We start from the raw sequence: 26,935 nt of genomic DNA on the forward strand, positions 1-26,935 counted from the left end.
CTGCCAATCGGATGTCAGACTCATTAGACTGAAGGATTCAATGAAATCATTTAATTCCCTGAAAGCCCTGATGCTGCTCATTTTACTGGGATTCATCTGGGGTTCAGGCTATAGCCTTGCGCGCTACGCCATGACCCATGACGTCCCGCCCTTGGGCTATTCATTCTGGCAAGCGCTGGGACCCGCGATCATTCTGACCTTAAGCGGCCTGTTCACTAAAAAAAACCCATTGTGGCAAGGGCAGCATTGGCCCTATTTTTTTGTCTGTGGTCTTTCAGGCATCGCCATTCCCAATACCAACATGTATTTTATTGCCAGTCATCTGCCGGCAGGCCTGCTCGCCGTCTTAGTCAACACCGTTCCGCTGCTGGTCTATCCCCTGGCGCTCGTCACCCGCCAGGAGCGTTTTGATACCTGGCGGATTCTAGCCTTGCTGATGGGTGTGGCCGGCATCGTCATGATCATCGCCCCCGGCAGCAGCGGCCTGATGTCCGGCTGGACACTGCTGGCTTTAATCAGTCCTTTAGGCTTTGCCCTCTGCTCCATTTACATTGGTGTGAAACAACCCGCAAACCTTAATGCCATTCAGGCAGCGAGCGGCATGTTGCTGGCGGCGTCCCTGCTGTTAACACCCTTGGTAATTCAACAGCACGCGTTTTATTCTCTGACGCCACCGTTTACAACGGCAAAGCAAGTGATTATTCTTGAAATTCTGCTTTCAAGCGCCGGCTATTTTATTTTCTTTAAACTCATTCGCCTCGCAGGCCCCGTTTTTTACAGTTTAACCGGCGGCGTCGTAGCCCTGACCGGGCTCTTCTGGGGCTTTGTCATTTTCGCAGAAGTACCGAATGCCGTACAGCAGCTGGCCATGCTCTGTGTCATCGCCGCTATTTTTCTGCTGTCATGGCGGCAATCAAGACAAACCCGGGAGGTCAGGCATGCTAAATGAATGGGCGCAGCAGTACAGTAATCAGATAGAAACCCTTCAATACCTGCTGTTGATTATCAATGCCCTGCTGCATCTTTTCTTCGCCGGTGCTGTGGCACGTGATGCAGGCAACCTTTACAAGCTCGGGCAGCGCACAGCGCTGGTTTCAGCCGGAACCTGGGCTTTTGCAACGTTATTGGGCGGGGTAGTGACTGCCGCCATTTACTGGTTCATCCACCACTCCACCTTGACAAGACCGACACTCAACTACAACAGGGAAATGCCATGACCGACAATCCGATAAAAACCATCAGCAGCCATGAATTGAAAAAGCGCTGGGACAATAACTCTTCGCTGTGTGTCATTGATGTGCGGGAACTGGATGAATGGCAGGAAGTCCACATTCCTGGCGCGCACCACATTCCAAAAGATGAAATTGCCAGTCGCATCAAAGACGTAGCACCCGATCTTGATTCCCCGGTTTATCTGCATTGCAAAGGCGGCGTGCGTTCGTTAACCGCTGCCCAAACGCTCAAAGACTTAGGCTACACAGCGCTTTATTCGCTGGATGGCGGGATTATGGATTGGATGAAAGCGGGGTATCCGGTTGACAAATAAAAAAACACCCCTCTCTGGAGGGGTGTCTTGGGCTTATCAGCTGTTGCTTGGTTGTTGTGGATTCAAATCGGCTACTTCTTCGGCCTTCTCTTGTTTATCTGCTTTGGTGTTTGCACCCCAAATGAAAGAAGACAGACCATTTTTTACTGATTGCATCATACTCGGGTGTTTTTCTCTCTCAGCTCGTTTCAGTTCTTCAGCCTCTGCCTGAAGTTCTTTTTCTGTTTTTGTATGGGCTGAGCTAAATACTGTCTGACTATAACGCTCTTTCAATGTGACCATGTGGCCATGGTATTTATTTATGTCAAGGCCATCTACTTTAAAAGCATGCTCTTTGCGCACCTTCTCACTGGATTTTCCATTTTCATAAACGACGCTATTAAAGAACTGCCATGCCGCTAAAACCATGGAATCCGCAGAGCCTGCATCCAACAGGTTTTCAGTCTGGCCTTTTTCAAGGGTATCGCCTTTTTCTGTTTCACCAATCATGCTTTTTAAAAGACGGCTTAAATAACCTCCTTGCTCACCTGCTTTTTTAATTTCTTCACGGAGGATATGTACAAAGCCAGTTATTATCTTTGCTCGACGTGTTGGGTCGATCTTTTCATTTTTTTCAATTTCGGAAAAGACATTTTCGATCACTTCCAATTGAACTTGGCGATGCTTACGGTTCGAGGGCAAATGATGTATATCGGTGGCTGCATGATGCGCACAGTAAAGACGTTTCGTTTCTGTCCAGGCCTCTTTCAATTCCGGATATGATTTGTATTGAAAACCCATCTTCTTTCTCCTTAAACTCCATTAATAGGTTTCGGTGTCAAGATCGCACCGAAAAGTTAGTGTATACGAATTAAACCAATTCGTCATGGCTTTTCTTTAAACGTCTTAATCAATTTACAACCTGCTGATATAATGCGAAATCCCGCTGTAATTTGCATTTTTTAAAAGCAGAGTGGACGGTTATTTTCCCAGATTTGAATCCAGAACAATGCTTTTAAGCGCTCCCCTTCTTCGTTTTGAAGTAATAAAACCTCTTTACCCCTTAACCAATCTCCTTTACGATGCGGCAAGCTTTATTGCAGAAAGGATTGACCATGAAGAAACTCATTGCCGCCCTGTTGTTGCTCCCCCTGCCCCTGATTGCGGCCCCCAAACCGCCCCGGCTGATTGTTCAGCTGGTTGTTGATCAATTACGCGGTGACTTATTGCACCAGTACAGCAAGGATTTTGGCGACGGCGGTTTTCATTATTTATTGACGCACAGCTTAGACTACCAGAACGCCCACCATCCACACGCCCATACCGTCACCTGCGTGGGGCATGCGACCATTGCCACCGGGGCTTACCCCACCTTGCACGGGGTGGTGGCGAATGACTGGTTTGATCCGGCACTTAAAAAAAGCGTTTACTGCATGGAAGACCCGGAAAGCCGTATTTTACCAACGCCGCATACCACCAAAACCGTTGACGGGCGCTCGCCCCGCAACCTGTTGGCGTCAACCTTAAGTGACGAGCTGGTTTTATCACAAAAGGGACGTGCCTTCGGCGTTTCGTTTAAAGATCGCGCCGCCATCACTCTGGCCGGACACGCGGGTAAAGCCTTTTGGTTTGACAAGGAAAACGGTGGCTTTGTCACCAGTCAGCATTATTATTCAGCTTACCCGGGCTGGGTTGCCGATTGGAACAGCCGTTATCAACCCAAACAACAAATCTGGACTTTAAGCAAACGCATTGAGCAATACCATTATGCTAAGGCCCCCGGGCTGACTCATCGTTTCCCTGCGTATGGTTATCACTTCCCGCATGACTTGGGCGAACCGAACTCTGAAAGTTACTACAAATTCCTGTCCATGAGTCCCTATGCGGATGAGTTGACAGGCGATTTCGCCATTCAACTCTTAAAAAAGGAAAAACTGGGAACCCGCCGGAATCAAGTTGATTATTTAGGCATCAGTTTTTCTGCAGTCGATGCAGTTGGCCACCAATTCGGCCCCAACAGCCTCGAATCGGAAGACAATTTGCTGCGCTTAAATCAAACACTGGGCCATTTGCTTAAGGCCATTGATGAGCAGGTCGGTCTTGAAAATACGCTGATTGTTTTAACTGCCGATCATGGCGTCAGCGACTCCCCCGCCTTCCTGGCGAGTCATCAGATGAAGGAAAACCCGCGTCTTGATGTGGCCGGCGTCAAACAACAGATAACACAGGCACTGGTCAAGCACTTCCAATTGCCCGCCACGACATTGCTTGAAGTGGACGGCCCCTATGTTTACCTCGATCATCAACTCATCCATGATCATGAGCTCAGCGTCAATACCGTCAGCACCTACCTCGCAGAATTACTGCGTCAGCGTCGGGATATTTTCCAGGCTTACCCGCTGCCTCTGCGTGGCACGGAATACGACTGGTTAAGCGCTAAAGTCGATAAAATGGCTTTCCCCGGCCGCGCAGGCGATTTGTACCTGGTTCCACCGCCCTATCAGGCCATGGAAAATAATGCAGAAGCCCGTGTGGATCATGGATCACCCTGGAATTATGACAGTTATGTGCCCCTGCTGTTTGTCAATCCGGGATTTAAGCCTCAACACCTGACCCGTCCGGTAGAAACCATTGACATAGCGCCAACCCTGGCTGCCTTGCTGCTCATAAAAGCACCCTCGGCCACCATTGGACACCGCCTGGAAGAAGTGACCAAAGCCTATGAAAATGACGCTTGAAAGCGGTGAAAATTAAACTAACCTGAAAGATAAATGCTGTTGGGGAGAATACAATGAATAACATTAAAACATTTATTTTACTGGCAGCCTTAACCGCCGTGTTGATGATCATTGGGAGGCTGCTTGGCGGTCAGGTCGGCATGATGATAGCCCTGGTACTGGCTCTTGTCATGAACATGGGCGCTTATTGGTATTCGGATAAAATTGTACTGCGCATGTACAATGCCCAACCCCTTGATCCCTCCCACCCGGTGTACACCATCGTGTCGCAACTGGCGAAAAAAGCGCAGATACCTATGCCCCGGGTTTATCTCATCAATAATCCAACGCCCAACGCCTTCGCCACGGGCCGTAATCCTGAACATGCCAGCATTGCCGTCACCAGCGGCATTTTGACGCGAATGACCCCGGAGGAATTAACCGGCGTTCTCGCCCATGAGATGGCTCACGTGGTTCATCGGGACACGCTCATCAGCGCCATTGCCGCAACACTGGCCGGTGCCATTGGCAGTATCGCCAACATGTTCATGTGGACCTCGGTTGCCAACCATAACAGCGACAATGAAAACACGCATCCCGTGGTCGGATTGCTGATGATGATTCTGGCGCCCTTGGCTGCTGGATTGATTCAAATGGCCGTCTCCCGTTCGCGGGAATATGAAGCCGATGCGTTTGGCGCTGAGCTTACTGGCCATCCTTTATGGCTTGCCAGTGCGTTGGCCAAATTGGAAACTGCCAGTCAACAGGAAGATTTTACCGAGGCCGATGCGCACCCTAATACGGCGCATATGTTTATCGTCAACCCCCTGAGTGGTCAGAAAATAGCCGAATTATTTTCTACCCATCCCATTACTGCCGAACGAATCAAACGTTTGCAGGCCATGGCGGCAGGTAATTAACAAGATGCCTTGCGTTATGCAGGCATTCTAAGGATAATTTGCTATTTTTAGATGAGACGGGTAAAGCATGGGACAGTTCAAAACGTTTATTATTCATCATTGGGCCATGGTGACAGCCCTGATTGTCGTCCTGATCATGATCTTTGTTAATGAACTGAAGGCACAGCGTAGCCGCGGCAAAGAACTGCCTCCACAGGCAGCGATTAAATTAATTAACGATGACAATGCTGTCGTCATCGATCTACGCGATGCCGAAAATTACCGTAAAGGCCACATCATCGATTCCATTCGCGCCACCGAGGACGATTTTGAGCAGAATAAAATGGACAAGTACAAAGACAAACCCATCATTCTTGTTTGTGGACGCGGTTTGCAATCAGCGGCCCTGGCTGCTAAATTGCGTACACAAGGATTTGTCAATCCGGTGGTGCTGGCCGGCGGCATCAGTGCCTGGCAGGCTGCCGACTTGCCTTTAGTAAAAGGAAAATAACAGATGACCACCATTGTCGTTTACAGCACCGGCTATTGCCCCTACTGTTCTCGCGCCAAGCAGCTGCTGGACAGCAAAGGCGTACATTATGACGAAATTCGCGTTGACGATAATCCCGCGCTTCGCGATGAAATGATTCACAAGAGCGGACGCCGCACCGTGCCGCAGATTTTTATCAATGGCCAGCATGTCGGTGGCTGTGATGATTTGTATGCCCTTGAACAACAGGGGCGTTTGGATAAACTTTTAAAAGGCTGACAACTATGACTGAACAGGCAAATCAACCGCAACACGCTGAAGCGCAATTTATGATTCAGCGCATTTACATGAAAGATTCGTCCTTTGAGACCCCAAACACGCCGGCTGTTTTTCAGCAAAAATGGGAACCGGAACTGACGCTCGATTTAAATACAGCGAGCAGTCAACTTGAAAATAACATTTATGAAGTGGTTTTGACCGTCACCGCGACAGTTAAAAATCAAAATGCCGTGGCTTTTCTGGCGGAAGTCAAGCAAGCCGGTATTTTTACGATTGAAGGCGCGCCCAAAGAGCAACTGGATCATCTGCTTGGCAGTTTTTGCCCCAACATCCTGTTCCCTTACGCACGCGAAACCATTACTGCTCACGTGATTCGCGGCAGTTTCCCGCAGCTGGTGTTAGCGCCCATCAATTTTGACGCGCTGTACATGCAGCAATTACAGGAAAAACAAAAAACAGGCCAATCCGAGACAGAATCTGCACACTAATCATGACTGAAAAGACGATTGCCATTCTGGGAGCCGGCTCCTGGGGAACCGCAGTAGCCATTCATTTAGCCCGGCATGGCAATCGGGTTCTGCTTTGGGGACAAAACAGCCAATACATGGCAACAATGCAGAGCGACCGCTGCAATTCGCGCTACCTTCCTGATACATCCTTTCCCACACCATTAGAAGCCACAGCCGATTTAGCGGCTTGTCAACAGCGCGCGGACGAAGTGATTATCGCCGTTCCTTCGCATGCCTTTGCCGCGTTGCTGGCTAAATTGCAGAGGCCTGAACGGGGCATCGCCTGGTTAACCAAAGGCATCGATCCGGCGAGTAATCGCCTGCTCTCTGAGTTAGTCACAGAACACTGGGGGGCAAACTACCCTCTTGCTATCCTTTCAGGCCCTTCGTTTGCCAAAGAGCTTGCCCAGGGATTACCCACGGCAGTGACGTTGGCAGGCAATCATGGCAAGTATCAAAAAAGCCTGCAGCAGGCTCTGCATCATGACAATCTGCGCGTTTATCTCGGCAATGACATCATTGGTGTGCAACTTTGTGGCGCAGTTAAAAATGTTCTGGCCATCGCCTGCGGTATCAGTGATGGTTTGGGGTTTGGTGCCAATGCCAAAGCGGCATTGATTACCCGTGGTTTAGCGGAAATGCGGCGTTTGGGATTGGCGCTTGGCGCGCGGGAAGAAACCTTTATGGGGCTTGCCGGGGTGGGTGATCTGGTGTTGACCTGTACAGACAATCAATCCCGTAACCGACGCTTCGGTTTATATCTTGGCGAGGGCATGGATCTTGCCACAGCGGAGGCCACGATTGGCCAAGTGGTCGAAGGCAGGCACAATGCGGCTCAGGTCTGCAAATTAGCGAGCGATCATCAAGTCGACATGCCCATTTGCACCCAGATTAATACTCTCCTGCAATCGAAAATAACCCCTCGACAGGCCGTTACCAACCTCATGAGCCGACGCGTAGGAGAAGAATGACAATCAAGTCTTGGAGCGGGTGATGGGAATCGAACCCACGCCGTCAGCTTGGGAAGCTGAAGTTCTACCATTGAACTACACCCGCATGAGGGAGGCCTTCTAATGTATAGTAATCCAACGTGATTTGAAATGTTTTTTTTCAATTTTAATTGCTCACACAATGGCAAATTGAACGGCTAATTCTTCAAATCATAATTTAAATCTATCCTCGTTATCAATTCAATCGATTTTTCTTATTTGACTGTTATTTTTATAATCACTCTGTTCTTGTTTAGAATTGGAGGGGATCATGAAAACGAAAGCAGAAGCAATACAACGCGAGTTTAACAAGCGAGGAATTGTGCTGACAGAGTCGGTGACTGAGGCAAAATCCCATGCTTTTGAAGGTGGGATAACCAATCAGTTTTTAATCGTGAGCGATAGGAGCAACAAGCGTTATTTAATTCGTATTAATGGTAAATTATGGCCTCCCTTTAGTCGCGAGAGTGAACACCACAACCTTGAGCAATTACAGAACCAGGGATTTGATACCGCGTTAGTAGCCAATAAACCTGAGGAGGGATTTCAAATCTGCGATTGGCAGGATGAAACAACGAATTTTACTCGCATCAATGCCAATGGTTCCCGAATAAGCACGATCCAGGCTGTGGCCAAAACAATACAGCAGTATCATCAGCGGGTGCATTTTAAAAACCATTATTCCTTTCAACACACCTTAAGCACCGCCAGCCGCCGCTTAAGAAACAGTGGAAACATGGAAATGACTGCAATCTATCGTGTGGTTGTCAGTATTTTTTCTTTAGTCACTCAAGAGGATAAAGAGTTTGTCGCCTCCCATAATGATCTGCTGCCCTCCAGTATTTATGTCAATGATCGCAAGACGGTGATTGTGGATTGGGAATATTCCGGCAAAAATCATCGCAGTTACGATCTGGCGTTGTTTTCCCTCAAATCCTCTCTCTCCCCTGTTGAAGAGGCCCATTTGATAAAAAACTATGATCCGGATGGCGATAACCGCATGGAGTACTGGTTACCGCTCATGAAAGCGGGAGTCAACTACTTGTTGCTTCTCTGGGAGCTTAATTCCAGCCGTGATGAAAGGGTTCCAAACGCCCTGTTCCTCTTTAAAACCCTGCAAAGCAACTTGCAGGAGGCTTTTATTCAGCAATCCGCCAAATCATTATTTAAAGAAAACCACTCTTTATTTTTTAAGCCGGAACATAAGGAAACCAAAAAACCCGCATTAACAAACGGCAGTCACGAAAATACCGGCTTGAACAATGACGGTTTGGTTTCTTTGCTCAGTTCATCATAAAATTCCTTGGGGAGTAATGCCTCCAGGGATGCCGCATCCCATGGCGTTTTACGATGAGGATTAACATGCCATTTTATTTTCCCGAGACGGTTAACATAAAACGCACCCAGAATTTCTTCTGATGAAACCGTGCCGACGATGTTGACTTCTTTCTTATTCCCTGACAATTTAGCCGAGCTGCTTTTATCTCTTAATTTAAACGTGGCCTCCAGATCAATGGCTGTCTTTCCTTTAAAATCAATGACGTAAATAAACGATTCAGCCCAAACAGGCTTGGTAGCCAGGATCACCTCATTGCGGATAACAAGAGTTGGCAACGCATAATTTTTTGCGACCTGAAAAGATTTGGTGGTGGATACTCCAATCGCCCCATTCATATCCTGAATGTAATCCTCGAGATACTCCGATGGGGTGCTTTCTATTATTCCGTATTGAAAGCAATGGGCGGTAGACTCTGCCGAACCCCTGAATAAAATTCCCTGATAATAGACAATCGGATTTGGATCAAAGGATTTCCATTCCTTTTCCCAATCCTCCGGAGACTCTATTTTATAGAGTTCATCCAGCAGGTAATGATTGAATGAATAATTATTCCATTTATTCTTCTTATCCATAAAGTGAAGTTTGATAATGCCTTTGGCTGCCTCGTCATCCGCTTCGGCTAATTTTTTTTGTAATTCCTGCACGGCCGGATACACGGTTTGACTGTGTCGAAAGAACCCTAAAAAATCGCTTTGATAAATACGCTTTTCATTTGATTGAAACGAATAATGGGTACGTTTGCTTTGGTTGAGGTAATTGGATAATGCGTTTTTAAACGGAATCAGGTACTTATTTGGCATGGGATCAACTGGTGTAAACTTTAATGGATGACAAAAGCCAGAATCGAATTCAATCCCTAATTTTCTCTTGGAGTTATGTTATCATATCAAATTTTAAGTGTTAAAAACAGACGTAAAAGACACGCTTAAAACAAGCAGCTAATTTATGTACCATTTTATTGATCACTAGACTTAATATTGAACATACACTGTGGGATACACTATGGTAAAACATGACATTGTACAGGTTAAAAATCCAAAGACGGAGCGCTATGTAAAAATTGACCGTACCGAAGGGAAAATTATCTCTCACAAGCAAAGCCCTGGGCCTTATAAGGGTGTACCCGTTGGCAGAAAGCTTAAATGATTATATATAATCCCTTGGATGGGAACGCGTTAACGTCATCGGTTCCAGGCAAGCCCCGTCATTGTTTCCTAATGACACGACTTGGCCATCCAGTCGATAAGGACCGACCATTATGAAACAGTCTCTGATCAGCTAGAGCGCAATCCCGTTCTTGCCATTGATTCTTAAAAAGGGCTTTTTTAATTACTGGGAATGAGAAGCTACGAATTAAAGCACACAATTTATTAGATGCGCCGGGGTTAAAAGACAGGGCGAAAAACAGTGTTGAAATACTAGCGGCCGCTTTTTAATCGATTGGTGCCCAGGGCCGGAGTCGAACCGGCACGGGATTTAACTCCCGAGGGATTTTAAGTCCCTTGCGTCTACCTGTTTCGCCACCTGGGCATTTTTTTGGAGGCTGAGGCCGGAATCGAACCGGCGTACACGGCTTTGCAGGCCGCTGCATAACCACTCTGCCACACAGCCAGTGTTTTGCAGAAAAAAAAAGCGACGTTGGGTCGCTTTAATTTGGAGCGGGAAACGAGACTCGAACTCGCGACCCCAACCTTGGCAAGGTTGTGCTCTACCAACTGAGCTATTCCCGCATCTCTTGAGGTGGCATTCTACCTCAAATTCACTTCCTGTCAACTCATTCAATTAACTTTTTTTGTGAGTTCAGGCCAGGCAATGGACAAATAAATAACCATTGACCAAATCGTTAAAATCGCAGCCACATAGAGGAGCACAAAGCCTAAAACACCCCACCAGGATTGGGCAGGGTAAAAGGCAATCAGTAACACCAGGGCAACCATTTGCACGGTGGTTTTTATCTTCCCGATGTAGCTCACGGTCACACTGGCCCGGCGCCCAATCTCAGCCATCCATTCGCGCAGGGCAGAAATAACGATCTCGCGACCGACGATGACAATGGCAGGCAAGGTAATGTAATCAATGTCCCTGGCCCCGACCAGCAGCAACAACGAACTGGCCACCAGTAATTTATCCGCAACGGGATCCAGAAAAGCCCCGAAAGGCGACATTTGTTTTAATCGTCTTGCCAGATAACCATCCAGCCAGTCGGTAAAGCTCGCTAACGCAAAAATGGCCGCCGCCAGGCCATGAGCCACCGGGGAAGGCAAATAAAACGTCACAATAAAAACCGGGATTAACACGATTCGGGCCAGGGTAAGAAGATTAGGCAGGCTGGTTAACGTGGTCATAACTCGCTTTTCCTTGAAAACTCCGGTAAGTGGATAAATTCGGCGAATAACTGAAAGTCGTCGAACACGCAAAGCGCACCCGCGCCTTCCAGGGCCTCGCGTTGCTGGTGATAAAAATCAACGCCCACCGCATCCATGCCAATGCTTTTCGCCATTTCAATGTCCGTGACTGAATCCCCAACCATGATCGCGTCTTTCGGTGTCAGAGAGAATTCATCTAAAATTTCTTCAAGCATCTGCGGACAGGGCTTGGGCGGTGTCTGTCCCGCCGAACGAGTGACTTTAATCAGGGCATCAAGCCCGGAAAGCTGCAAAGCCCGCTGCAGAGACTGTTGGCCCTTATTGGTGGCAATCGCCACATCCACACCGGCGGCCGTGAGCCGTTCAACGATTAATTTAGCTCCGGGAATCAAGTAAACATCCGCATGCCGCGACACCAGGGATTGCTGAACCGCCTGCAATAATTGTTGATGCTGCTGCAGATTCAGGTGGGGAAAAACAATTTTCATGGCCTTCACCAACCCCAACTCCACGGATTGGCGGGCCAGTTGTTCATCCAGTTCCCCAAAATTTAAACGGCGCGCTTCGACGGCCACATTGTTTAAAATTTGTCCGAGCGTATCACCTAAGGTTCCTTCCCAATCGAAAACTACCAAGCGGTATCGCTTACTCATGAGATAAAAAGCTCCTTGAGCGTAAATTTTTCAACGTGTTGGCAAAGCGTTCATCAAGAGTGGCTTCAAACACGTGCTTAATGCCATTTAGGTTAAATTGAATTGCCCGCGCATGCAAATATAGCCGGCTTTGATCCAATTCTACATCGCCTGTGCTGATGACTTCACCATATTTTTCATCACCAACGATGGGATGGCCAAGATGCGCACTGTGCACACGGATTTGATGGGTTCGTCCCGTCTTGGGAGATGCCTCTACCCAACAGGCGCACGTGTAATTTTCAAGCAGTTTAAACAGAGTCTGTGAGGCTTTGCCTTCCTCGTTGACCGTCACCATCCGCTCGCCGGATTTAAGTCTGTTTTTCTCAAGCGCGGCTTCAACAACCTGATTTTTTTTACCCGACCAGGGATGCGCCAGCAAAGCCCAGTAGGTTTTGGTCACCTCCCTTGCTTCCAGCAAGGCCTGGATTGCGCGCAAAACACTGCGTTTTTTAGCCAGCAGCAGGCAGCCTGAGGTTTCGCGATCCAGACGGTGAACCAGTTCAAGATAGGCCAGATCAGGACGCATTTTGCGCAATGCTTCAATCACACCCAGGCTTAAGCCGCTGCCGCCATGCACGGCGATTCCTGCTGGTTTATTAATGACCAACAGGCGCTCGTCTTCAAAGATCACGCTGTCTTTCAGGCGTTGCTCCAGCTTTAGGCCAACAAAAACCGGTTTATCCTGCGTTGTACGAACCGGTGGAATTCGCACCCTGTCCCCCGCGGCCAGACGGGTTGACACTTGGGCTCTTTTTTTATTGACCCGGACCTCCCCGCCGCGGATAATGCGGTAGATGTGGCTTTTTGGCACGCCCTTAAGCACGCGCATCAGGTAGTTATCAAGACGCTGCCCTGCTTCCTCAGCCTGGATTTCGGTGTATTTTACATCACTCATTCTGCTTAAACCTATTTGCTGTAGCCGATTTTTTTGCTATCATTAATGACTGCGGGGAATAATTTTTCCGCGACCGAATTATAACGCATAAACGAATAAAAATATTCAGCAGCCGATGGTATCCACGCGGCTGTTTTAGGATTCACGAGTTTTTGTTGTTGAATTCTATAATTAAAACGCGCTTCCCTCAGGCTAAGACAGAAGGAAGCAACCCAATACAGAGCCAAATTGAAGACAAACTCATTCAGATACCCGCGCATGCCAGACATGCCTGACATTAGACATTACTTACCATGCAATCAACCCGCCAGGGATCACGACTGTACAAAACAGCGCGTGATGCCCTTGTTTTTTGCAGAACCAGTAATGACTGATGATACCCATCAGCATGCACCGTACTACGAGTCGGTCGTATGCACGCGGTCTGTCCTTCGTATTGGGGTGCTTAAAGAACTGGTTTGTGATGTAAGTCAGACGGCAGAACAGTAAAGGTTTCGACTTGAACATTACTGTATTATTTGTTCCATGACCCTGTTATGGGCAAGCCTGTCATGTGACGTTGTCGACTGTCACACAAACCTGAGGCCTTTGAACTGTCTTAACCTGTGTGGGTTGCGCCCTGATTGGGGTAACCGATGGAAAAAATGTTAATCAATGCAACGCAGGCCGAAGAGGTACGTGTTGCTCTTGTGAAAGACAATCATCTCTATGATTTGGATATTGATTGTCCTTCTGAAATTAAGAAAAAAGGCAATATTTACAAAGCCGTGGTCACGCGGCGCGAACCCAGCCTTGATGCGGTATTCGTTGAATACGGCGCCAAGCGTCAGGGCTTCCTTCCTTTAAAAGAAATTGCGCCAGAATACTTAAGCAAAAATTTAAACGACTACACCGACGACAACAAACCGCCGATTACTTCGCTGATTCGCGAAGGGCAGGAGCTTCTCATTCAGGTGGACAAGGAAGAACGCGGTAATAAAGGCGCCGCCCTGACAACGTTTATTACCCTGGCCGGTTGCTATTTGGTTCTGATGCCGAATAATCCCAATTCCGGGGGTATTTCACGCCGCATTGAAGGGGATGATCGGGATGAATTAAAAGAAACCTTAAACGCCCTGCAGCTTCCCGACGACATGGGCCTCATCATTCGCACGGCCGGCGTTGGCAAAAACCTCGATGAGTTACAAAGCGATCTGGATATGCTGTGCAACCAGTGGCAGGCAATACGCCAGGCGTATACGACGCAACTCGCCCCCTGCCTGATTCATCAGGAAGGCGATGTCATTATCCGCTCCATTCGCGATAATCTGCGCAAGTCCATTGGCGAAATCATCATTGATGATCAAATTTCTTATGTCAAAGCCAAGCAATACATTGAGCAGGTCAAGCCTGATTTTCTGCCTAACCTGAAGTTGTACAACAGCACGGTACCGCTGTTTAATTTTTATCAGATTGAAAGTCAAATCGAAACCGCTTACCAACGCGAAGTGATGCTGCCTTCCGGTGGTGCCCTGGTGATCGACAGAACCGAAGCCCTGGTGTCCATTGACGTGAACTCAGCCAAAGCCACCAGCGGTTCTGACATTGAAACCACCGCGCTGAATACCAACCTGGAAGCCGCGGATGAGATCGCAAGGCAACTTCGTCTGCGCGATTTGGGCGGCCTGGTCGTCATTGATTTTATTGACATGAGCTCCAGTAAAAATCAGCGCGATGTTGAAAACCGTTTAAAAGAAGCCTTAAAGGCGGATCGAGCCCGCATTCAAGTAGGGCGCATTTCCCGCTTCGGTCTTCTGGAAATGTCACGCCAACGTTTAAGATTGTCGTTAGGCGAAACGGCACAGGAAGTTTGTCCGCGCTGTGAAGGCCGCGGCACTGTCCGTAATATTCAGTCTCATGGATTGTCTCTTGTCCGTCTTATTGAAGAAGAAGCCTTAAAGGAAAAAACCGCGGAAGTGCAGGTGCAACTGCCGGTTGAAATGGCCACTTTCATTATTAATGAGAAACGCGATTTTTTACTGAATATTGAAAAACGACATGGCGTTCAAGTTTTAATCATCGCCAACCCCTACATGCAGACGCCGCAATATGAAATTACCCGGCTGAAAGAAGACAATGTCGGTAAAAACAAAAAGCCAAGCTATACCCTGATTCAGCCGCCTGAACTGTCATTAGTCCGCACGGAGCAAGACAATGTTAAAGCGGATGAACCAGCCGTGAAATCATTCACCTCACACAAAGTCACCAAGGCGAATCAAAACGGGTTTATCAAACGTTTGTGGAAGAGTTTGTTTGGCGGCGAAGAAGTCGCTCCAGCCACCAGTCATCGTACTGAAAAGCAACCTCACAGCGGTCAACCTCGCCATCAGCACACCCTGCATAGCGGAGAGCGCCGAAGCCACAATCAAAGCAATCGCCGCCGACGCCCCGCGGGGAATACGCAGCGAAACGCGCAACCGCAACAGCAGCAGCAACGCAAGAAAAATGCGAGTGGCGGCCATCAAAATCAAAACGGACGGGTCCTGCCCATGAAGCAGGAAGCAGCAAAAAAAAAAGAAGCAGTTAACCGGGAGTCAACAGACAATTGATTAACGCTTTGGCCATGGCGTGCGCCATGGCCATTTTTTTGCCGCCACTAACCCGCAGCATGTTCAGTCAACCTGCCCCGCAATGGGAGCCTCTCAGAACTCCTGATGCCAATCCGCACGTTTTATCCCTTAACATTAAGGCTCAACGTCTTAACGTTATTCTTCTTCAACAGTCTGCTCTTTTAATCTTCCCTTAATACTCAAGGCCTATTCTAGGCTTACCTAAATTGGGAGATTTAATATTATGGTTAAACCGGTTGCATTTCTTGATGTGGATCATACCCTTATTTTTCCTGATCCAAACAGTGATGACGGCGGCGCGATTTATAACGACACACTTATCGAGGCTTTAGTAAAAAAAGCATTAAAGACGTCTACCTGTTCACCGACATGGTCTTTAGGAACTCTTCCATTCGGGAGCGAAGGGAACTGATTCAACACCTTCAAAACAAAGGGCTTACTGTCCATGGTGTACTGACCCCTGCGATATTCTGTGGTCGCAATTAAGCGGTGACGAAGCGAAAAAGCTCGACAGGGCCCTGTTGGAAACTAAACTGTCAACCTATTCTGGTGCGGCATTTACTAAAGCAATTAGTGATCAACAATTCATAAGTAAAAACCCTTTCGTCACTGGATTGCAACAGTATTCTCCTGAAAAGAACCGCCCTGGATGCAGCTATGACGAAGCCAACAAGGCGTTTGATCCCAATGCCTCCTCACTCGCTGACAATTTAGAGACCAGAAGCACCATGGTAAAGGTTTTTACTGATTATCTGGCGGAGAACAATGGTTATGTTGATCTGGGCAAAAAATCCGGCGAACAGCAAGGCCATACCAAGTCGCTGATGCTCGATTTCTTTCTGCATCACAAACCGGATTGGGTCAGCAGCATTTTAATTGTCGATGACAACATTAATGTCATTCAAGGGGTCGACATGTACAAGGCGACCCACAATCCTGGGCTCCCTATTGGTACATTGTATATTCAAAAAATGGAATCCGAAGAGGTGTATACAGCGGCTATGGAAACGCATGGGAAACACCTCGAGATACAACAATTACTCGACAGTCACATCAAGCACTTAAGCGCGACTCGATACAACCCGTTCTTAAGCAGTCCGCAAGCAAAAATTGAAGCCTTACAACTATTAAAAGAAGAAATTCTGAAGGCGTTCAATACGGCTGAGGATGTGAATATTCCATTGATCATCAACAACTGGCAAAACGCGGAGAAATTCAAAAGCGCGTCGAGCGACGTCATCGTGCCGGTCTCCAAAGTCCTTAGCCAGCACCGCAATCTCTTCTTCGTTGAGGATCGCGACAAGCCGACCTCAACTCAGTTGCTTATTGAACAGCTTAAATCGCGATTCAAACCTCAAAACAGCAAAGAAGAGGTCTTGATTCCAGCGTCTTCCTATACGATTAATTGACCTGATGACCTGCCTGGGCGTCAACAAGCCCCGGCAAGCTTAATTGGAATCCTCTAATCCCGTTGCAATCGGCGTGACGCCGATATTGGGATTAATGCCGCAGTCATCCAGGAGTTTCAGCAGATTATTGCCGCGGCGGGTTAAGCGTTTGATGCAATACGTTTCGAGGTAGCTTTGCAGTATATAATAATACTCCGGTAGATTGAGTATGGTTACTATTTTTTCGGCACGGGCAATGTGATGGGACTGGCTGTGATCACAGGCTTGAAAAAGCACAGCGCCTAACATGGCGGCAAAGCTGGCTTTGCGAACAGGATCGGCAAGATAAAAGCGATGAACGCACTCATCAAGCGCCCGGTCTTTATCCCACTCAACCCAGCTATCATAAAGACCCATGGCTTCTTCGTCATCCAGGCGTCCATTTAGAGCCATTTTCTGCAGGGCGTAACCCACAGCAACCACGGATTGAACGTTGGCCCACGAACAATTGCCGCTGATTTGTGAGCTGATGGGCATTTGTGCCGTCGGCACCAATCCCAGTTGTTGATTGATGGTCTGATGAAAATACTTACGACCCTGTTTTCGGTAGAGGAATTCCTTAATGAATGCCAGATTAAAGGCGTCCGGCCGGGTGATGCGGTAAATATTGACACTGCCTTCTTTCAGGCTGTTCTCACCGCGATCAATTTTCGCCCACCATTGGCCATAACGAATAAAGGCCATGGCATGACCCCGGCTGGCGGCGGGTAGAATTAACAGGGGAACCTGCCTTAAGTGGTCAATCTGACGAAGCTGCTCTTCCTGCAGGTGAGGATGATGCTGAAATTTAAGCAATTCCGCCGCAGTGCCCAAGGCATCCATGATTTCATGTAAAAAAGGAAAGTGCTCCCGTAAATGCCGGGTAGAATAGCTGCTGGTAAAACGACGCAACGAATCCTTGATGACTGCCACGGTAAATTCAAGAATAAAGCCTTCGTAATCAAGCTCAATGAACTCACCTTTGGCATTGACAATATCGACATCGCCCTTTAATTCATAACGATGACCAAGCAGCTTGCCATGAATGAAATCAAGGGCAAAATCCAGTTTGGCACCGTATTGGTACAGTAAATGTTTCAGGGTATCCTGACCGCGAAGAACAGGATAAACCAGCACCGAAAGTCCGGAATGGGTATAGGCATTGGGATCAGCCTGATGTTCGAGCAGCAACCGGGTCAGTTCGAGATCCTGGTTATCAACAGCCCAGTGCAGCGGGGTCCTGCCAGTCACATCCGCTTTATTGACATTCACGCCCCGGCTGATTAACTGCTCGGCAATGGCGGGCTGACGAGTAATGGCGCATTCAATCAATGGCGTGAACCCATACTCATCAATGTCATCGAGCGATTCACCCAATCGCAGGTAATGCTCAAAATCAGGCACACGGCAACTGATGATGTCATTGGCGATGGTCATGGATTAAGGTCCCTGTGGTTTAGGCGCAGTCGTGAATTTGGGCATATTCCCCAGACGCAACTGTTTCTCCATTTCCTGCTCCCGCCGTTCATTGTCAAATTCGCGACGGGCTTCGGTATTGAGCGGCGGTTCCGGATTCAAATTCGGATCAATGCCATCAAAGCGCTGGGCATCCAGCCAGGGATGTTGTTGAATGGAATTCTGCAACTCCCCTTCCGGTGCATTGGACAGCTGTTCTTCCGGGTGTTCACGCGCATGCACTCGGGCCAGTTGACGATGCCCTTCCTGCTCCATCAAGCGGCGTTTACGTTCCATGCTGCCCGTTTCATCGGCTAGATAGGACCCCGTGCGCTTAACCTGCGGTAACTCACTGTAAGTAAACGCATCATGATGAACGATATTGCCATGGCGGGTCACCACCACCACATCAACAATACCGCGTCCAGAGGGTGTAAGGGCTGTTACCGTGGTTGGATTGACCAGTTTAAAACGCATGGCGGCTTTGCCGCCAAAGGTTACTCCGATGGCAGCGCTTAAATTGGGACCTGTAATCGTGACTTCCGTACCGCCAGCCATTGTGCCCAAGTCAGGAGACACGGTAATTCCAGTCACCATACGGCCAGTGAAGGCGTTAGCGATTTTTGGTTTAGTACTCATACTACACAGTATAAATTATAAATACTCACGTTGCAGTATTTCAGCAATCTGTACAGCGTTGGTGGCCGCTCCCTTGCGGATGTTGTCAGCGACAACCCATAAATTCAGGCCGCAGGGATCGGTAATGTCTTCCCGTATACGGCCCACAAACACCTCGTCATGTCCAATAGCATGGGTGAAGGGTGTCGGGTAAAGCAACTTGGCTGGATCATCCACCACCTTGACCCCAGGCGCTTTGGCCAACAGTTTGCGTGCGTCGGATGCGCACAGCGGTTTTTTTAATTCAAGATGAATGGCTTCTGAGTGCCCATAGAGAACCGGAACCCTGACGGTGGTAGGGTTAACCAGAATGCTGTCATCTTCCATGATTTTTTTGGTTTCCCAAACCATTTTCATTTCTTCCCGGGTATAACCGTTTTCCAGAAACTCATCAATGTGCGGCAGAACATTGAAGGCAATCTGGTGTGGATAGACCTGGGCATCCACCGGACGACCATTCAACAACTCACCGGTTTGGTGGATAAGTTCACTGATTGCTTTTTTGCCCGTACCGGAAACCGCCTGATACGTGGCCACATTGATGCGCTTGATTCCCACGGCATCCTGCAAGGGTTTTAATGCCACCACCATCTGGATGGTGGAGCAATTGGGATTGGCAATGATGCCGCGCTTTGTGTACTCGCGGATACGATGCGCATTGACTTCAGGAACCACCAGCGGGATATCCTGTTCGTAACGAAAACAGGACGTGTTGTCGACGACAACGCAGCCTGCAGCCGCAGCGATCGGCGCATACTGTTTAGACACCGAACCGCCCGCTGAAAATAATCCAATGTGCACACCTGAAAAATCAAAGTCAGCGAGATTCAGCACGTCCAGTTCACGGTTATTGAATCGCACCGTTTTTCCTGCTGAACGCTCACTGGCCAAGGGATACAACTTATCCACGGGAAAATCACGCTCCTGAAGCACCGTCAAGAACGTTTCTCCCACAGCGCCTGTTGCCCCTACGATCGCCACATTCAGCCGTCTGCTCATAATAACCTCGTTTATTGTCTTGTTGTCTTCAAATCTTGGGGAAAGTTCATCGCCACGTCAAGGCTCATGGAGCGTCCCCATCAGCGATTCTGTGCTTTATGACGCAAATAGTGATCCATGATCACTAAAGCCATCATCGCCTCCGCAATAGGAACGGCGCGAATCCCCACACAGGGATCATGGCGGCCTTTGGTCACAACTGTGACTTCCTCCCCTGCAATGTTCAGTGTTTTACCGGGTTTAATAATGCTGGAAGTCGGTTTGAGAGCCAAGCTGACTTCCAGGTTTTGTCCGGTGGAGATACCACCTAAAATGCCGCCGGCATGGTTGCTCAAAAAACCGGTTTTATCCATTTCATCGCGATGCTCACTCCCCTTTTGGGTGACCACGGCAAATCCCGAACCAATTTCAACCCCTTTTACGGCATTAATCGACATCATGGCAGCAGCGAGCGTCGCATCGAGTTTATCAAAAACCGGATCCCCCAGACCCGCCGGCATGTTTCGAGCCATGACATTCACGCGGGCCCCAATGGAATCCCCTTCCCGGCGTAATTGATCAATGGTATTGGCCAGCGCGTCAATCTGATGCGTGTTAGGGCAAAAAAAAGCATTGCGATCGATTTCGTTTTCGTCAACAAAATCGAGGATCAACTCTCCCATTTGCTGCAGGTAACCAACGATTTCAATCCCCGTCTCCTGCTTCAAATACAAACGGGCAATGGCGCCAGCCGCCACCCGCGCCGCGGTTTCACGCGCAGAAGAGCGCCCGCCGCCGCGGTAATCACGATGGCCGTACTTGTGATGGTACGTGTAATCGGCATGGCCTGGGCGAAAGACATGCTTTATTTCTTCATAGTCACTGCTGCGCTGATCCTGATTGCGAATCAGCAAGGCAATGGGTGTGCCGGTGGTCACTCCTTCAAAAACACCGGACAAAATCTCCACGCTATCGGCCTCACGGCGTTGCGTGGTGTACTTGGATTGGCCGGGTTTTCGTTTATCCAGAAAAGGCTGTATGACCTCTTCACTTAAGGCAAGACCTGGGGGACAGCCATCGACAATACAGCCTAATGCCTTGCCATGACTTTCGCCAAACGTCGTCACTCGAAACAAATGGCCAAAGGTATTTCCGCTCATGTTGCTTCCTTATTTGCCAAAATAGCGCTTAAGCTGGGTCTGAGTCAGCAGGAATACTCCCTGGCCGCCATTTTCAAACTCAAGCCAGGTGAATTCCAGATCGGGAAAGGCGTCAGAGAGCGCTTGCTCGCTATTTCCTACCTCAACGACCAAAATGCCATGGTCCGTCAGATAATCATGGGCATTGGCCAGTATTTTTTCCACCAGGGCAAGGCCATTGTTAGCCGCTTCAAGCGCCATCACGGGTTCATGGCGGTACTCCTGCGGCAAGGTCTGCATTTCCTCCTCGCCAACATAGGGAGGATTGGACACAATGATGTCATAGCGGACGGCCGGCACATTGTCCCAACAATCGGATTGAATGAGACAGAGCGACTCGTGAAGCGCATGACGATCCTGATTGATGGCAGCGACTGTCAGTGCGTCTTCCGACAGGTCAACCGCATCGACCTCCGCCTCGGGAAAAGCATAGCAACAGGCAATCGCAATGCAACCGCTGCCGGTGCATAAATCCAGAATGCGATGTACCTTTGCACTGTCAATCCATGGAGAAAATTGATGATTGATTAATTCAGCAATGGGCGAACGCGGAATAAGCACTCGCTCATCCACATAAAAAGGCAAATCACAGAAGGTCATGTGCTGAATTAAATAAGGCACCGGGACGCGCTTGATAATTCGGCGTGACAATTGCTCGGTCACCTGCTGTTTTTCTGATGGAGTGAGTCGTGCCTGCCAGAATCGGTCATCGTAATCCGGTGGCAGCCGCAAACTGCCAAGCACCAGGGCCACCATTTCATCCCAGGCGTTGTCAGTGCCATGACCATAATACAAATCATGGGCATTCGCCTGGCTAACGCCAAAACGGATGAAATCAAGAATCGTCACCAACTCGGAAGTGTCTGGTAAAGTCAGAGCAGTCATAGGTACCTTATGGTTAATTAATTGCGCAGAATTATACGCAATTGTGCGTCAATTAAACCATATTCTGCCAGTGTCAGTCGAGAAAAAGTCAACTGACATGCCGTACAGTCGTACAAGCAGGAATAAGCTTTGTTGTGCCCCGAAACCGTTAAAAAGGTGATTTACGAGGAGGGGGTGATGCTGAATTCTTGCAATTCCAGGGTATCCGGCAGGCGTCGTTTTGCTGGATTATGATGCCATAAGGATTGGATGACCGAGGCTACTTTGACAGGGCAGGATTCTGGAATAGCATAACGCGCGGCCTTATTCACTCTGTTTTCAACCAATTCAGTCAAGTCGTTTTCCGGGGCTTCCTTGCGGGCGGCCAATTCCCAAAAGGTAATACCCAATGCAAAATAATCGCCGGCGCGTGTCACTTTCAACGAATGGGTGAAAGGCTCCCCTTTCCGCTCAACCCGGTTTTCCAATGATTCTTGTTGTAAAAATTCTAACAATTCCGGGGCGCAGTAACTCGGCGAACCCACTTGTTCAACCGGGCTGCCAATCGCTTTCGTTAAACCAAAGTCACAGAACTTCGGTTCAAACATTGACGTTAACAGAATGTTTTGAGGTTTAACATCCCAATGGGCATAGCCCGCGTTATGTATGAATTGCATGCCTTTAATGCATTGCACAACGATGGGATAGCTTATTTTCCAATAGGCTTCCCATGACGTCACAGGAATCTGTTTATGATTTTTAAAAAACGCTTCGAGGTTCCCTTTCGGAGCATATTCCATAGCCAGGTAGAGTTGTTTTTTTAAGCTTATTTTTCCCACTAAATCAACAGTGTAATTTCCTGCTAAGGGGGTTTGATTTTTCTGTCGGGTGAGCTCTTTTAAAACCTCCACCTCATTGACAACGCTTGCATCATCGATTTTTTTAATGGCTATCCAACGATTAGCCTCGGTATGTTGTATTTTGTAGACAACAGAAAAGGCGCCCATCCCAATTTTGGTCTTGGTTTCAGGTTTGTACTCTGTACTGCAATCAATCAGCTCCTCCTCACAGTCTGTTTTTTCTGACTTGTCACCCGGTATTTGGCTGATCTCCTTCCCCTTGTTGCCGCCTGACACGTCGCTGGGAGAGGGCATTGTTTTGCTTTCGTTGGCTTCGTTCTCGTTTGAAGAAGCGTGAATCGCTTCATTTACGCTCTGTTGAGTATTGGGCATAAAGACTCCAAAAATAAGACAGACCCGGTCTAGCCAAGGATTGTTTTGATCAAAGTTAATACTTATGAATTTTATTAAAAACACATTAACGAATTATTAAGCAGAGCCGAGACTCCCTCGCCGGCGAGATGGCATCTCTGTTTAGTCCAGCCTGCTGGTTGATGGGCTGCCGCGGGCTAAGCCGCGGCGTATCGCGAGTGAAACGATAAGTTAAGTTATTTGGGAGCCAGCATTGAACTGTCTTCTTCAACAAGGTCAGCGGGTATATGCCGCTTGGCGCGATCCTGGTGCCATAACGACTGGATGATGGTGGAAACCTTCACTGGGCATTGTTCGGGCAAGTCATAACGCTCTCCCTTAACCACCCGATTTTGGTATAACTGGTCCATGTTGTCTTCATAGACTTCATCGCGAGCGGCCAATTCCCAGAAAGTGATGCCCAGGGAAAAGTAATCGGCACTGGCTTCAAGCTTCAAGTCGCTGACAACTTTCTCTTTTGTCCCTTTGGATTTCTGATTGAGTCTGTACAGTTCGATAATTTCGGGGGCACAGTAAAGCGGCGTGCCAACAGCCTCTGCTTGACTTCCTAATTCCCCCGCCAGCCCAAAATCACAGAATTTCGGTTGGTACGTTGCAGTTAACAGGATGTTATGCGGTTTAATATCACGATGAGCAATGCCCATGCTGTGAATAAAATTCAGCCCTTTGAGGCAATGAAGCATGATTGGATAAGCGATTTTCCAGTAAGCATCCCAGTTTTGCCTGGGAATTGCTTTAAAATTATTAAGAAACCCATCCAGATCACCTTGCGGCATGTACTCCATCACCAGGTAAAATTTGCCTTCGAGCCCAATACGGTCTAAAAAATCAACGGTATACTTTCCTTCCAATGCTGTTGCTTTTTTCTTCTGAGTGAGCTTGTCTAAAATTTTTGCGTCCTTTTCGACTGTCTTCTCCTCATCAAATTCTTTGATCGCTGCCCATTGACCAGTCCTGGCGTTCTGTATTTTATACACCACAGAAAAATTACCGGAACCAATTTTTACCCTGGTTTTTCGGTCATACTCATCATTGGTAGCAACAAGCTCAATGTCGGTTTCTGTTTTTTCAGATTTGTTATTGGATGATTTATGGGCATTCTTGTTTTCAGGCGATTCAAAATAAGGCGGCAGGCTCTCTGCTTCACTCCCTACGCTCCCATGGTCTTTACTTGCTTTAACGAGTTCAAAATAGGGAAGATCCTGCGAGGCATTGCCATCGCTTTTTTCGGAAGAAGAGAAGGGGCTTAACTCCACAATGGTCAGGGGATTAGTATTAGGCATAAAGACTCCAAAGAGATCGAATGGATCGATTATATCACGTTCTGATTTAATTTAGAACAATAACTACCTTTCCTGCCGCATGCGTGATGTTGTCAGTCTGATTGAGTATAATTAAATTAGGTTTGTATAAGGGTTTTAGTAATGGCGGATGATGGGGTATCTGATCAAGACAAGGCGTTGTTTCGTCAGGCCATGCAGTCGGTTAAACCGCTCAAAAAGGGTAAGGCCACGCCTGTGAGTGACATCAGAGCACCGCAAAATCATACCGCCCCACCCAAACAGCCGCGACGTGAAACGCCACCTCCCTCCGCGATGAATCTGTCCAGCTATTATACTGACGAGGTATTGGCACACACGACCTTATCGTACACGAGCCATGGCATTCCAGCCAAACGATTCCGGGAGTTGAAAACAGGCGCCATCCATTGGCAAGCCAAACTGGATTTACATGGCTTAACCACAGAAGATGCTCGAGAAACACTCCTTTCCTTTATCCTTTGTCAATATGAAGCAGGGCATCGCTCGATTCTGATTATTCATGGTAAAGGCGGCGTGCATGGGGAAGCGCCTGTGTTAAAAAACCTGGTTAATCATTGGCTCAAACAGATTCCCACCGTGCTGGCTTTCCATAGCGCCAAGCCCAAAGACGGCGGTACAGGGGCCCTGTATGTATTATTAAAGAGGCAACGTCATGATTAATGCATGAAATGAATGCCCTTTCCAGCTTTTGCATGCGTTTTCGATTGAATTTATCGTCATAAACGCTTACCATTTGCACAAATTTAAGTATGAAACGATCATGAGTAAAAAAGCGATTATCATCGGGATTTCAGGCCCTTCTGCCTCAGGCAAAAGTCTTTTAGCCAATACCATTGTCAATGAACTTGGTTCTGAGCAAGTGGTTGTAATTTCAGAAGATGCTTACTATAAAGACAACAGTCATCTTCCTTTTGCCGAAAGGGAAAAAATCAACTACGACCACCCCAATGCCTTTGATCACGCCCTGCTGTGCCAGCATTTAAAAAGTCTGCAGGATGGCGAATCGGTAGAAATTCCAATTTACTCCCATTCCAAACACATCCGCCTGCCTGAAACCCGCAAGGTGGGACAGCATGCCATTATTGTACTGGAAGGGATTTTATTGTTCAGCGACAAAGCCCTGCGTGAAATCATGGACATCCGCATTTTCATGTCAACGCCCCTGGATGTCTGCCTGACCCGCCGTTTAAAACGGGATGTGGTTGAACGGCATCGTTCCTTTGAATCCGTGGTTCATCAGTACGAAACGACCGTCAGGCCCATGTACCTGCAATTTATCGAGCCTTCAAGCCGTTATGCGGATATTATTGTTCCCCGTGGTGGTGAAAACCGGATTGCTATTGACATGATTCAAGCCAAAATGCGCGAACTGCTTGCGACTCATAAAAAAGATTAGAGGAGTATATGATGGGATTTTTAAATGGAAAAAAGGCTCTGATTGTTGGCCTTGCCAGTAACCGTTCGATAGCTTACGGCATTGCCAAAGCCTTCCATGAGCAAGGCGCACAATTGGCTTTTACCTATCAAAATGAAAAGTTACGGGAGCGGGTCGAAACCATGGCGGCCGAATTCGGTTCCAGCCTGACGCTTCCCTGCGATGTAGCCAGTGATCAGGCTATCCACGCCGTTTTTGAGCAATTGAGCAACCAATGGGATAAACTCGACATCGTGATTCATTCCGTCGCCTTTGCGCCAGCCGATCAAATCAGCGGCGACTTTGTTGAATCCGTGAACCGTGAAGGGTTTCGCATTGCCCATGACATCAGCGCATACAGCCTGGTGGCTTTGGCCAAAGCCGCGCTTCCCATGATGACTGACACCGGCTCCATTTTGACTTTAAGCTATTACGGTGCTGAAAAGGCCGTACCCAACTACAATGTCATGGGCATTGCCAAAGCCAGCCTCGAAGCCTCCGTGCGCTACCTCGCGGCAAGCCTGGGTCCCAAAGGCATCCGTGTCAATGCGATTTCCGCAGGCCCCATTAAGACGCTGGCTGCGGCGGGCATTAAGGATTTTCGAAAAATGCAGGCCTCCTATGCCAATGCCACGCCGATGCGACGCAATGTCACCGCGGAAGAAGTGGGCAATACCGCCGCCTTCCTCTGCTCTGATTTAGCTTCAGGCATTACTGCTGAAGTCATCCATGTGGATGCGGGTTACCATGCCGTTTCCATGTCGGACTTAACCGAGTAACCCTCTTTAATTGACGCGATGCTGGGCCTTAACCCAGCACGCGCTGCTTGTTCTCACTCCTCTTACTCTGCATTAATCCATTCATTTTTTAATTGCTTATTAGGCAACATCCCGGAAGTTTTTTAGACACGATTCAATCTTGAGTTGAGCGCAACTTTTTTATTTCGCCTCGATCGGCCCCCTCTCCCGCGCCAGGAGCTTTGATTGTATGATGATGCTTTTCGCGGGAGAGGGAT

At 48.2% G+C, this 26,935-nt stretch carries 29 protein-coding genes and 4 tRNA genes; 17 read left to right on the top strand and 16 right to left on the bottom strand.

Features of this window, described 5'->3' with window-relative positions:
* Positions 1-40 precede the first annotated feature (40 nt).
* The 3 genes from GH742_RS11555 to GH742_RS11565 are packed head-to-tail and all read left to right on the top strand — an operon-like array spanning position 41 to position 1,546.
* The gene (locus tag GH742_RS11555; protein ID WP_203455098.1) at positions 41-949 is read left to right on the top strand and encodes a DMT family transporter; all 909 of its coding nucleotides are present in this window, start codon (positions 41-43) and stop codon (positions 947-949) included.
* Positions 939-1,217, top strand: coding sequence for a hypothetical protein (locus GH742_RS11560; RefSeq protein WP_108290593.1), 279 nt, complete (start codon positions 939-941; stop codon positions 1,215-1,217). Before GH742_RS11555 ends, GH742_RS11560 begins: the two co-directional genes overlap by 11 nt.
* Positions 1,214-1,546 carry a rhodanese-like domain-containing protein gene (locus GH742_RS11565; protein WP_203455099.1) on the top strand — a complete coding sequence of 111 codons (333 nt, stop codon included), beginning with the start codon at positions 1,214-1,216 and terminating at the stop codon, positions 1,544-1,546. Before GH742_RS11560 ends, GH742_RS11565 begins: the two co-directional genes overlap by 4 nt.
* Before the next feature lie 36 nt (positions 1,547-1,582).
* Here GH742_RS11565 and GH742_RS11570 read toward each other — a convergent pair whose 3' ends face one another.
* A complete protein-coding gene (locus GH742_RS11570) occupies positions 1,583-2,326 on the bottom strand; it encodes a hypothetical protein (protein ID WP_203455100.1) in 744 nt (247 codons plus the stop codon).
* A 314-nt stretch (positions 2,327-2,640) separates the two neighbouring features.
* Between GH742_RS11570 and GH742_RS11575 the strand changes: the two genes are divergently transcribed.
* The 6 genes from GH742_RS11575 to GH742_RS11600 all read left to right on the top strand — a co-directional run bounded on the left by GH742_RS11575 (position 2,641) and on the right by GH742_RS11600 (position 7,390).
* Complete coding sequence (locus tag GH742_RS11575) at positions 2,641-4,263, top strand: alkaline phosphatase family protein (RefSeq protein WP_203455101.1); 1,623 nt, start codon at positions 2,641-2,643, stop codon at positions 4,261-4,263.
* Between the two features lie 53 nt (positions 4,264-4,316).
* Complete coding sequence (htpX, locus tag GH742_RS11580; protein WP_203455102.1) at positions 4,317-5,162, top strand: zinc metalloprotease HtpX; 846 nt, start codon at positions 4,317-4,319, stop codon at positions 5,160-5,162.
* Between the two features lie 67 nt (positions 5,163-5,229).
* Positions 5,230-5,652: a rhodanese-like domain-containing protein gene (locus GH742_RS11585; RefSeq protein ID WP_203455103.1), complete on the top strand. Its 423-nt coding sequence runs from the start codon at positions 5,230-5,232 to the stop codon at positions 5,650-5,652.
* A gap of 3 nt (positions 5,653-5,655) precedes the next feature.
* Positions 5,656-5,910 carry a glutaredoxin 3 gene (gene grxC / locus GH742_RS11590; protein ID WP_108290607.1) on the top strand — a complete coding sequence of 85 codons (255 nt, stop codon included), beginning with the start codon at positions 5,656-5,658 and terminating at the stop codon, positions 5,908-5,910.
* 5 nt (positions 5,911-5,915) lie between these two features.
* Entirely contained in the window at positions 5,916-6,398 is a 483-nt protein-coding gene (gene secB / locus GH742_RS11595; RefSeq protein ID WP_203455104.1) for a protein-export chaperone SecB, read from the top strand.
* Positions 6,399-6,400: 2 nt separating this feature from the next.
* Positions 6,401-7,390 carry an NAD(P)H-dependent glycerol-3-phosphate dehydrogenase gene (locus GH742_RS11600; RefSeq protein WP_203455105.1) on the top strand — a complete coding sequence of 330 codons (990 nt, stop codon included), beginning with the start codon at positions 6,401-6,403 and terminating at the stop codon, positions 7,388-7,390.
* Between the two features lie 11 nt (positions 7,391-7,401).
* Here the strand turns inward: GH742_RS11600 and GH742_RS11605 are convergent.
* Positions 7,402-7,475, bottom strand: a tRNA-Gly gene (locus GH742_RS11605).
* A gap of 204 nt (positions 7,476-7,679) precedes the next feature.
* Here GH742_RS11605 and GH742_RS11610 point away from each other — a divergent pair.
* The gene (locus GH742_RS11610) at positions 7,680-8,705 is read left to right on the top strand and encodes a phosphotransferase (protein ID WP_203455106.1); all 1,026 of its coding nucleotides are present in this window, start codon (positions 7,680-7,682) and stop codon (positions 8,703-8,705) included.
* On the opposite strand, the gene GH742_RS11615 is transcribed toward GH742_RS11610, so the two are convergent.
* The 7 genes from GH742_RS11615 to GH742_RS11645 all read right to left on the bottom strand — a co-directional run bounded on the left by GH742_RS11615 (position 8,648) and on the right by GH742_RS11645 (position 12,703).
* The gene (locus GH742_RS11615) at positions 8,648-9,547 is read right to left on the bottom strand and encodes a hypothetical protein (RefSeq protein ID WP_203455107.1); all 900 of its coding nucleotides are present in this window, start codon (positions 9,545-9,547) and stop codon (positions 8,648-8,650) included. The genes GH742_RS11610 and GH742_RS11615 overlap by 58 nt on opposite strands.
* A 641-nt stretch (positions 9,548-10,188) precedes the next feature.
* Positions 10,189-10,277, bottom strand: a tRNA-Leu gene (locus GH742_RS11620).
* Positions 10,278-10,284: 7 nt separating this feature from the next.
* Positions 10,285-10,358: transfer RNA gene (locus GH742_RS11625), tRNA-Cys, on the bottom strand.
* A 43-nt stretch (positions 10,359-10,401) separates the two neighbouring features.
* Positions 10,402-10,477: transfer RNA gene (locus GH742_RS11630), tRNA-Gly, on the bottom strand.
* Between the two features lie 48 nt (positions 10,478-10,525).
* Positions 10,526-11,092 carry a CDP-diacylglycerol--glycerol-3-phosphate 3-phosphatidyltransferase gene (gene pgsA, locus GH742_RS11635; RefSeq protein ID WP_058531074.1) on the bottom strand — a complete coding sequence of 189 codons (567 nt, stop codon included), beginning with the start codon at positions 11,090-11,092 and terminating at the stop codon, positions 10,526-10,528.
* Positions 11,089-11,766 (bottom strand): HAD-IIIA family hydrolase, encoded by a 678-nt coding sequence (locus tag GH742_RS11640; protein WP_203455108.1) that lies wholly within the window; start codon positions 11,764-11,766, stop codon positions 11,089-11,091. Before GH742_RS11640 ends, pgsA begins: the two co-directional genes overlap by 4 nt.
* Entirely contained in the window at positions 11,759-12,703 is a 945-nt protein-coding gene (locus tag GH742_RS11645) for an RluA family pseudouridine synthase (RefSeq protein WP_203455109.1), read from the bottom strand. Before GH742_RS11645 ends, GH742_RS11640 begins: the two co-directional genes overlap by 8 nt.
* A 366-nt stretch (positions 12,704-13,069) precedes the next feature.
* Here GH742_RS11645 and GH742_RS15745 point away from each other — a divergent pair, with 366 nt between their 5' ends.
* The 4 genes from GH742_RS15745 to GH742_RS11660 all read left to right on the top strand — a co-directional run bounded on the left by GH742_RS15745 (position 13,070) and on the right by GH742_RS11660 (position 16,721).
* A complete protein-coding gene (locus GH742_RS15745; protein WP_255536052.1) occupies positions 13,070-13,192 on the top strand; it encodes a hypothetical protein in 123 nt (40 codons plus the stop codon).
* A gap of 146 nt (positions 13,193-13,338) precedes the next feature.
* Complete coding sequence (locus tag GH742_RS11650; protein ID WP_203455110.1) at positions 13,339-15,291, top strand: Rne/Rng family ribonuclease; 1,953 nt, start codon at positions 13,339-13,341, stop codon at positions 15,289-15,291.
* 244 nt (positions 15,292-15,535) lie between these two features.
* Positions 15,536-15,724: a hypothetical protein gene (locus GH742_RS11655; protein ID WP_203455111.1), complete on the top strand. Its 189-nt coding sequence runs from the start codon at positions 15,536-15,538 to the stop codon at positions 15,722-15,724.
* A gap of 109 nt (positions 15,725-15,833) precedes the next feature.
* On the top strand, positions 15,834-16,721 hold the full coding sequence (locus tag GH742_RS11660) for a hypothetical protein (protein ID WP_203455112.1): 888 nt from the start codon (positions 15,834-15,836) through the stop codon (positions 16,719-16,721).
* A gap of 39 nt (positions 16,722-16,760) precedes the next feature.
* Here the strand turns inward: GH742_RS11660 and ankH are convergent, their stop codons facing one another.
* From ankH to GH742_RS11695, 7 genes are all read right to left on the bottom strand, one after another.
* Positions 16,761-18,176 (bottom strand): Dot/Icm T4SS effector AnkH/LegA3, encoded by a 1,416-nt coding sequence (gene ankH, locus GH742_RS11665; protein ID WP_203455113.1) that lies wholly within the window; start codon positions 18,174-18,176, stop codon positions 16,761-16,763.
* Between the two features lie 3 nt (positions 18,177-18,179).
* Entirely contained in the window at positions 18,180-18,833 is a 654-nt protein-coding gene (locus GH742_RS11670) for an IPT/TIG domain-containing protein (RefSeq protein WP_203455114.1), read from the bottom strand.
* Between the two features lie 15 nt (positions 18,834-18,848).
* A complete protein-coding gene (locus GH742_RS11675) occupies positions 18,849-19,871 on the bottom strand; it encodes an aspartate-semialdehyde dehydrogenase (protein ID WP_203455115.1) in 1,023 nt (340 codons plus the stop codon).
* An 80-nt stretch (positions 19,872-19,951) separates the two neighbouring features.
* Complete coding sequence (aroC, locus tag GH742_RS11680) at positions 19,952-21,010, bottom strand: chorismate synthase (RefSeq protein ID WP_203455116.1); 1,059 nt, start codon at positions 21,008-21,010, stop codon at positions 19,952-19,954.
* A 9-nt stretch (positions 21,011-21,019) separates the two neighbouring features.
* Positions 21,020-21,934 carry a 50S ribosomal protein L3 N(5)-glutamine methyltransferase gene (gene prmB, locus GH742_RS11685; protein WP_203455117.1) on the bottom strand — a complete coding sequence of 305 codons (915 nt, stop codon included), beginning with the start codon at positions 21,932-21,934 and terminating at the stop codon, positions 21,020-21,022.
* A 161-nt stretch (positions 21,935-22,095) separates the two neighbouring features.
* Positions 22,096-23,145: a protein kinase gene (locus GH742_RS11690; RefSeq protein WP_203455118.1), complete on the bottom strand. Its 1,050-nt coding sequence runs from the start codon at positions 23,143-23,145 to the stop codon at positions 22,096-22,098.
* Between the two features lie 215 nt (positions 23,146-23,360).
* On the bottom strand, positions 23,361-24,467 hold the full coding sequence (locus GH742_RS11695) for a serine/threonine-protein kinase (protein WP_203455119.1): 1,107 nt from the start codon (positions 24,465-24,467) through the stop codon (positions 23,361-23,363).
* Positions 24,468-24,608: 141 nt separating this feature from the next.
* Between GH742_RS11695 and GH742_RS11700 the strand changes: the two genes are divergently transcribed.
* The 3 genes from GH742_RS11700 to GH742_RS11710 all read left to right on the top strand — a co-directional run bounded on the left by GH742_RS11700 (position 24,609) and on the right by GH742_RS11710 (position 26,699).
* Positions 24,609-25,166 carry a Smr/MutS family protein gene (locus tag GH742_RS11700; RefSeq protein WP_203455120.1) on the top strand — a complete coding sequence of 186 codons (558 nt, stop codon included), beginning with the start codon at positions 24,609-24,611 and terminating at the stop codon, positions 25,164-25,166.
* Between the two features lie 100 nt (positions 25,167-25,266).
* Positions 25,267-25,902, top strand: coding sequence for a uridine kinase (gene udk, locus GH742_RS11705; RefSeq protein WP_058527274.1), 636 nt, complete (start codon positions 25,267-25,269; stop codon positions 25,900-25,902).
* Between the two features lie 11 nt (positions 25,903-25,913).
* Entirely contained in the window at positions 25,914-26,699 is a 786-nt protein-coding gene (locus tag GH742_RS11710; protein WP_203456933.1) for an enoyl-ACP reductase, read from the top strand.
* The last annotated feature ends 236 nt before the right edge of the window (positions 26,700-26,935 follow it).

The organism is Legionella sp. MW5194, from assembly GCF_016864235.1.
In the GTDB taxonomy this organism is placed as follows: Bacteria; Pseudomonadota; Gammaproteobacteria; order Legionellales; family Legionellaceae; genus Legionella_C.

Bases quoted from the DNA above. Each gene is read 5' to 3' on its own strand.
- GH742_RS11650 (WP_203455110.1), top strand. From the start codon at position 13,339: ATGGAAAAAATGTTAATCAATGCAACGCAGGCCGAAGAGGTACGTGTT.
- pgsA (WP_058531074.1), bottom strand. From the start codon at position 11,092: ATGACCACGTTAACCAGCCTGCCTAATCTTCTTACCCTGGCCCGAATC.
- ankH (WP_203455113.1), bottom strand. From the start codon at position 18,176: ATGACCATCGCCAATGACATCATCAGTTGCCGTGTGCCTGATTTTGAG.
- secB (WP_203455104.1), top strand. From the start codon at position 5,916: ATGACTGAACAGGCAAATCAACCGCAACACGCTGAAGCGCAATTTATG.
- GH742_RS11585 (WP_203455103.1), top strand. From the start codon at position 5,230: ATGGGACAGTTCAAAACGTTTATTATTCATCATTGGGCCATGGTGACA.
- htpX (WP_203455102.1), top strand. From the start codon at position 4,317: ATGAATAACATTAAAACATTTATTTTACTGGCAGCCTTAACCGCCGTG.
- GH742_RS11645 (WP_203455109.1), bottom strand. From the start codon at position 12,703: ATGAGTGATGTAAAATACACCGAAATCCAGGCTGAGGAAGCAGGGCAG.
- GH742_RS11600 (WP_203455105.1), top strand. From the start codon at position 6,401: ATGACTGAAAAGACGATTGCCATTCTGGGAGCCGGCTCCTGGGGAACC.
- GH742_RS11560 (WP_108290593.1), top strand. From the start codon at position 939: ATGCTAAATGAATGGGCGCAGCAGTACAGTAATCAGATAGAAACCCTT.
- GH742_RS11710 (WP_203456933.1), top strand. From the start codon at position 25,914: ATGGGATTTTTAAATGGAAAAAAGGCTCTGATTGTTGGCCTTGCCAGT.
- GH742_RS11610 (WP_203455106.1), top strand. From the start codon at position 7,680: ATGAAAACGAAAGCAGAAGCAATACAACGCGAGTTTAACAAGCGAGGA.
- GH742_RS11700 (WP_203455120.1), top strand. From the start codon at position 24,609: ATGGCGGATGATGGGGTATCTGATCAAGACAAGGCGTTGTTTCGTCAG.
- grxC (WP_108290607.1), top strand. From the start codon at position 5,656: ATGACCACCATTGTCGTTTACAGCACCGGCTATTGCCCCTACTGTTCT.
- GH742_RS11670 (WP_203455114.1), bottom strand. From the start codon at position 18,833: ATGAGTACTAAACCAAAAATCGCTAACGCCTTCACTGGCCGTATGGTG.
- udk (WP_058527274.1), top strand. From the start codon at position 25,267: ATGAGTAAAAAAGCGATTATCATCGGGATTTCAGGCCCTTCTGCCTCA.
- GH742_RS11690 (WP_203455118.1), bottom strand. From the start codon at position 23,145: ATGCCCAATACTCAACAGAGCGTAAATGAAGCGATTCACGCTTCTTCA.
- GH742_RS15745 (WP_255536052.1), top strand. From the start codon at position 13,070: ATGACTGATGATACCCATCAGCATGCACCGTACTACGAGTCGGTCGTA.
- GH742_RS11640 (WP_203455108.1), bottom strand. From the start codon at position 11,766: ATGAGTAAGCGATACCGCTTGGTAGTTTTCGATTGGGAAGGAACCTTA.
- prmB (WP_203455117.1), bottom strand. From the start codon at position 21,934: ATGACTGCTCTGACTTTACCAGACACTTCCGAGTTGGTGACGATTCTT.
- aroC (WP_203455116.1), bottom strand. From the start codon at position 21,010: ATGAGCGGAAATACCTTTGGCCATTTGTTTCGAGTGACGACGTTTGGC.
- GH742_RS11575 (WP_203455101.1), top strand. From the start codon at position 2,641: ATGAAGAAACTCATTGCCGCCCTGTTGTTGCTCCCCCTGCCCCTGATT.
- GH742_RS11615 (WP_203455107.1), bottom strand. From the start codon at position 9,547: ATGCCAAATAAGTACCTGATTCCGTTTAAAAACGCATTATCCAATTAC.
- GH742_RS11565 (WP_203455099.1), top strand. From the start codon at position 1,214: ATGACCGACAATCCGATAAAAACCATCAGCAGCCATGAATTGAAAAAG.
- GH742_RS11675 (WP_203455115.1), bottom strand. From the start codon at position 19,871: ATGAGCAGACGGCTGAATGTGGCGATCGTAGGGGCAACAGGCGCTGTG.
- GH742_RS11655 (WP_203455111.1), top strand. From the start codon at position 15,536: ATGGTTAAACCGGTTGCATTTCTTGATGTGGATCATACCCTTATTTTT.
- GH742_RS11570 (WP_203455100.1), bottom strand. From the start codon at position 2,326: ATGGGTTTTCAATACAAATCATATCCGGAATTGAAAGAGGCCTGGACA.
- GH742_RS11695 (WP_203455119.1), bottom strand. From the start codon at position 24,467: ATGCCTAATACTAATCCCCTGACCATTGTGGAGTTAAGCCCCTTCTCT.
- GH742_RS11555 (WP_203455098.1), top strand. From the start codon at position 41: ATGAAATCATTTAATTCCCTGAAAGCCCTGATGCTGCTCATTTTACTG.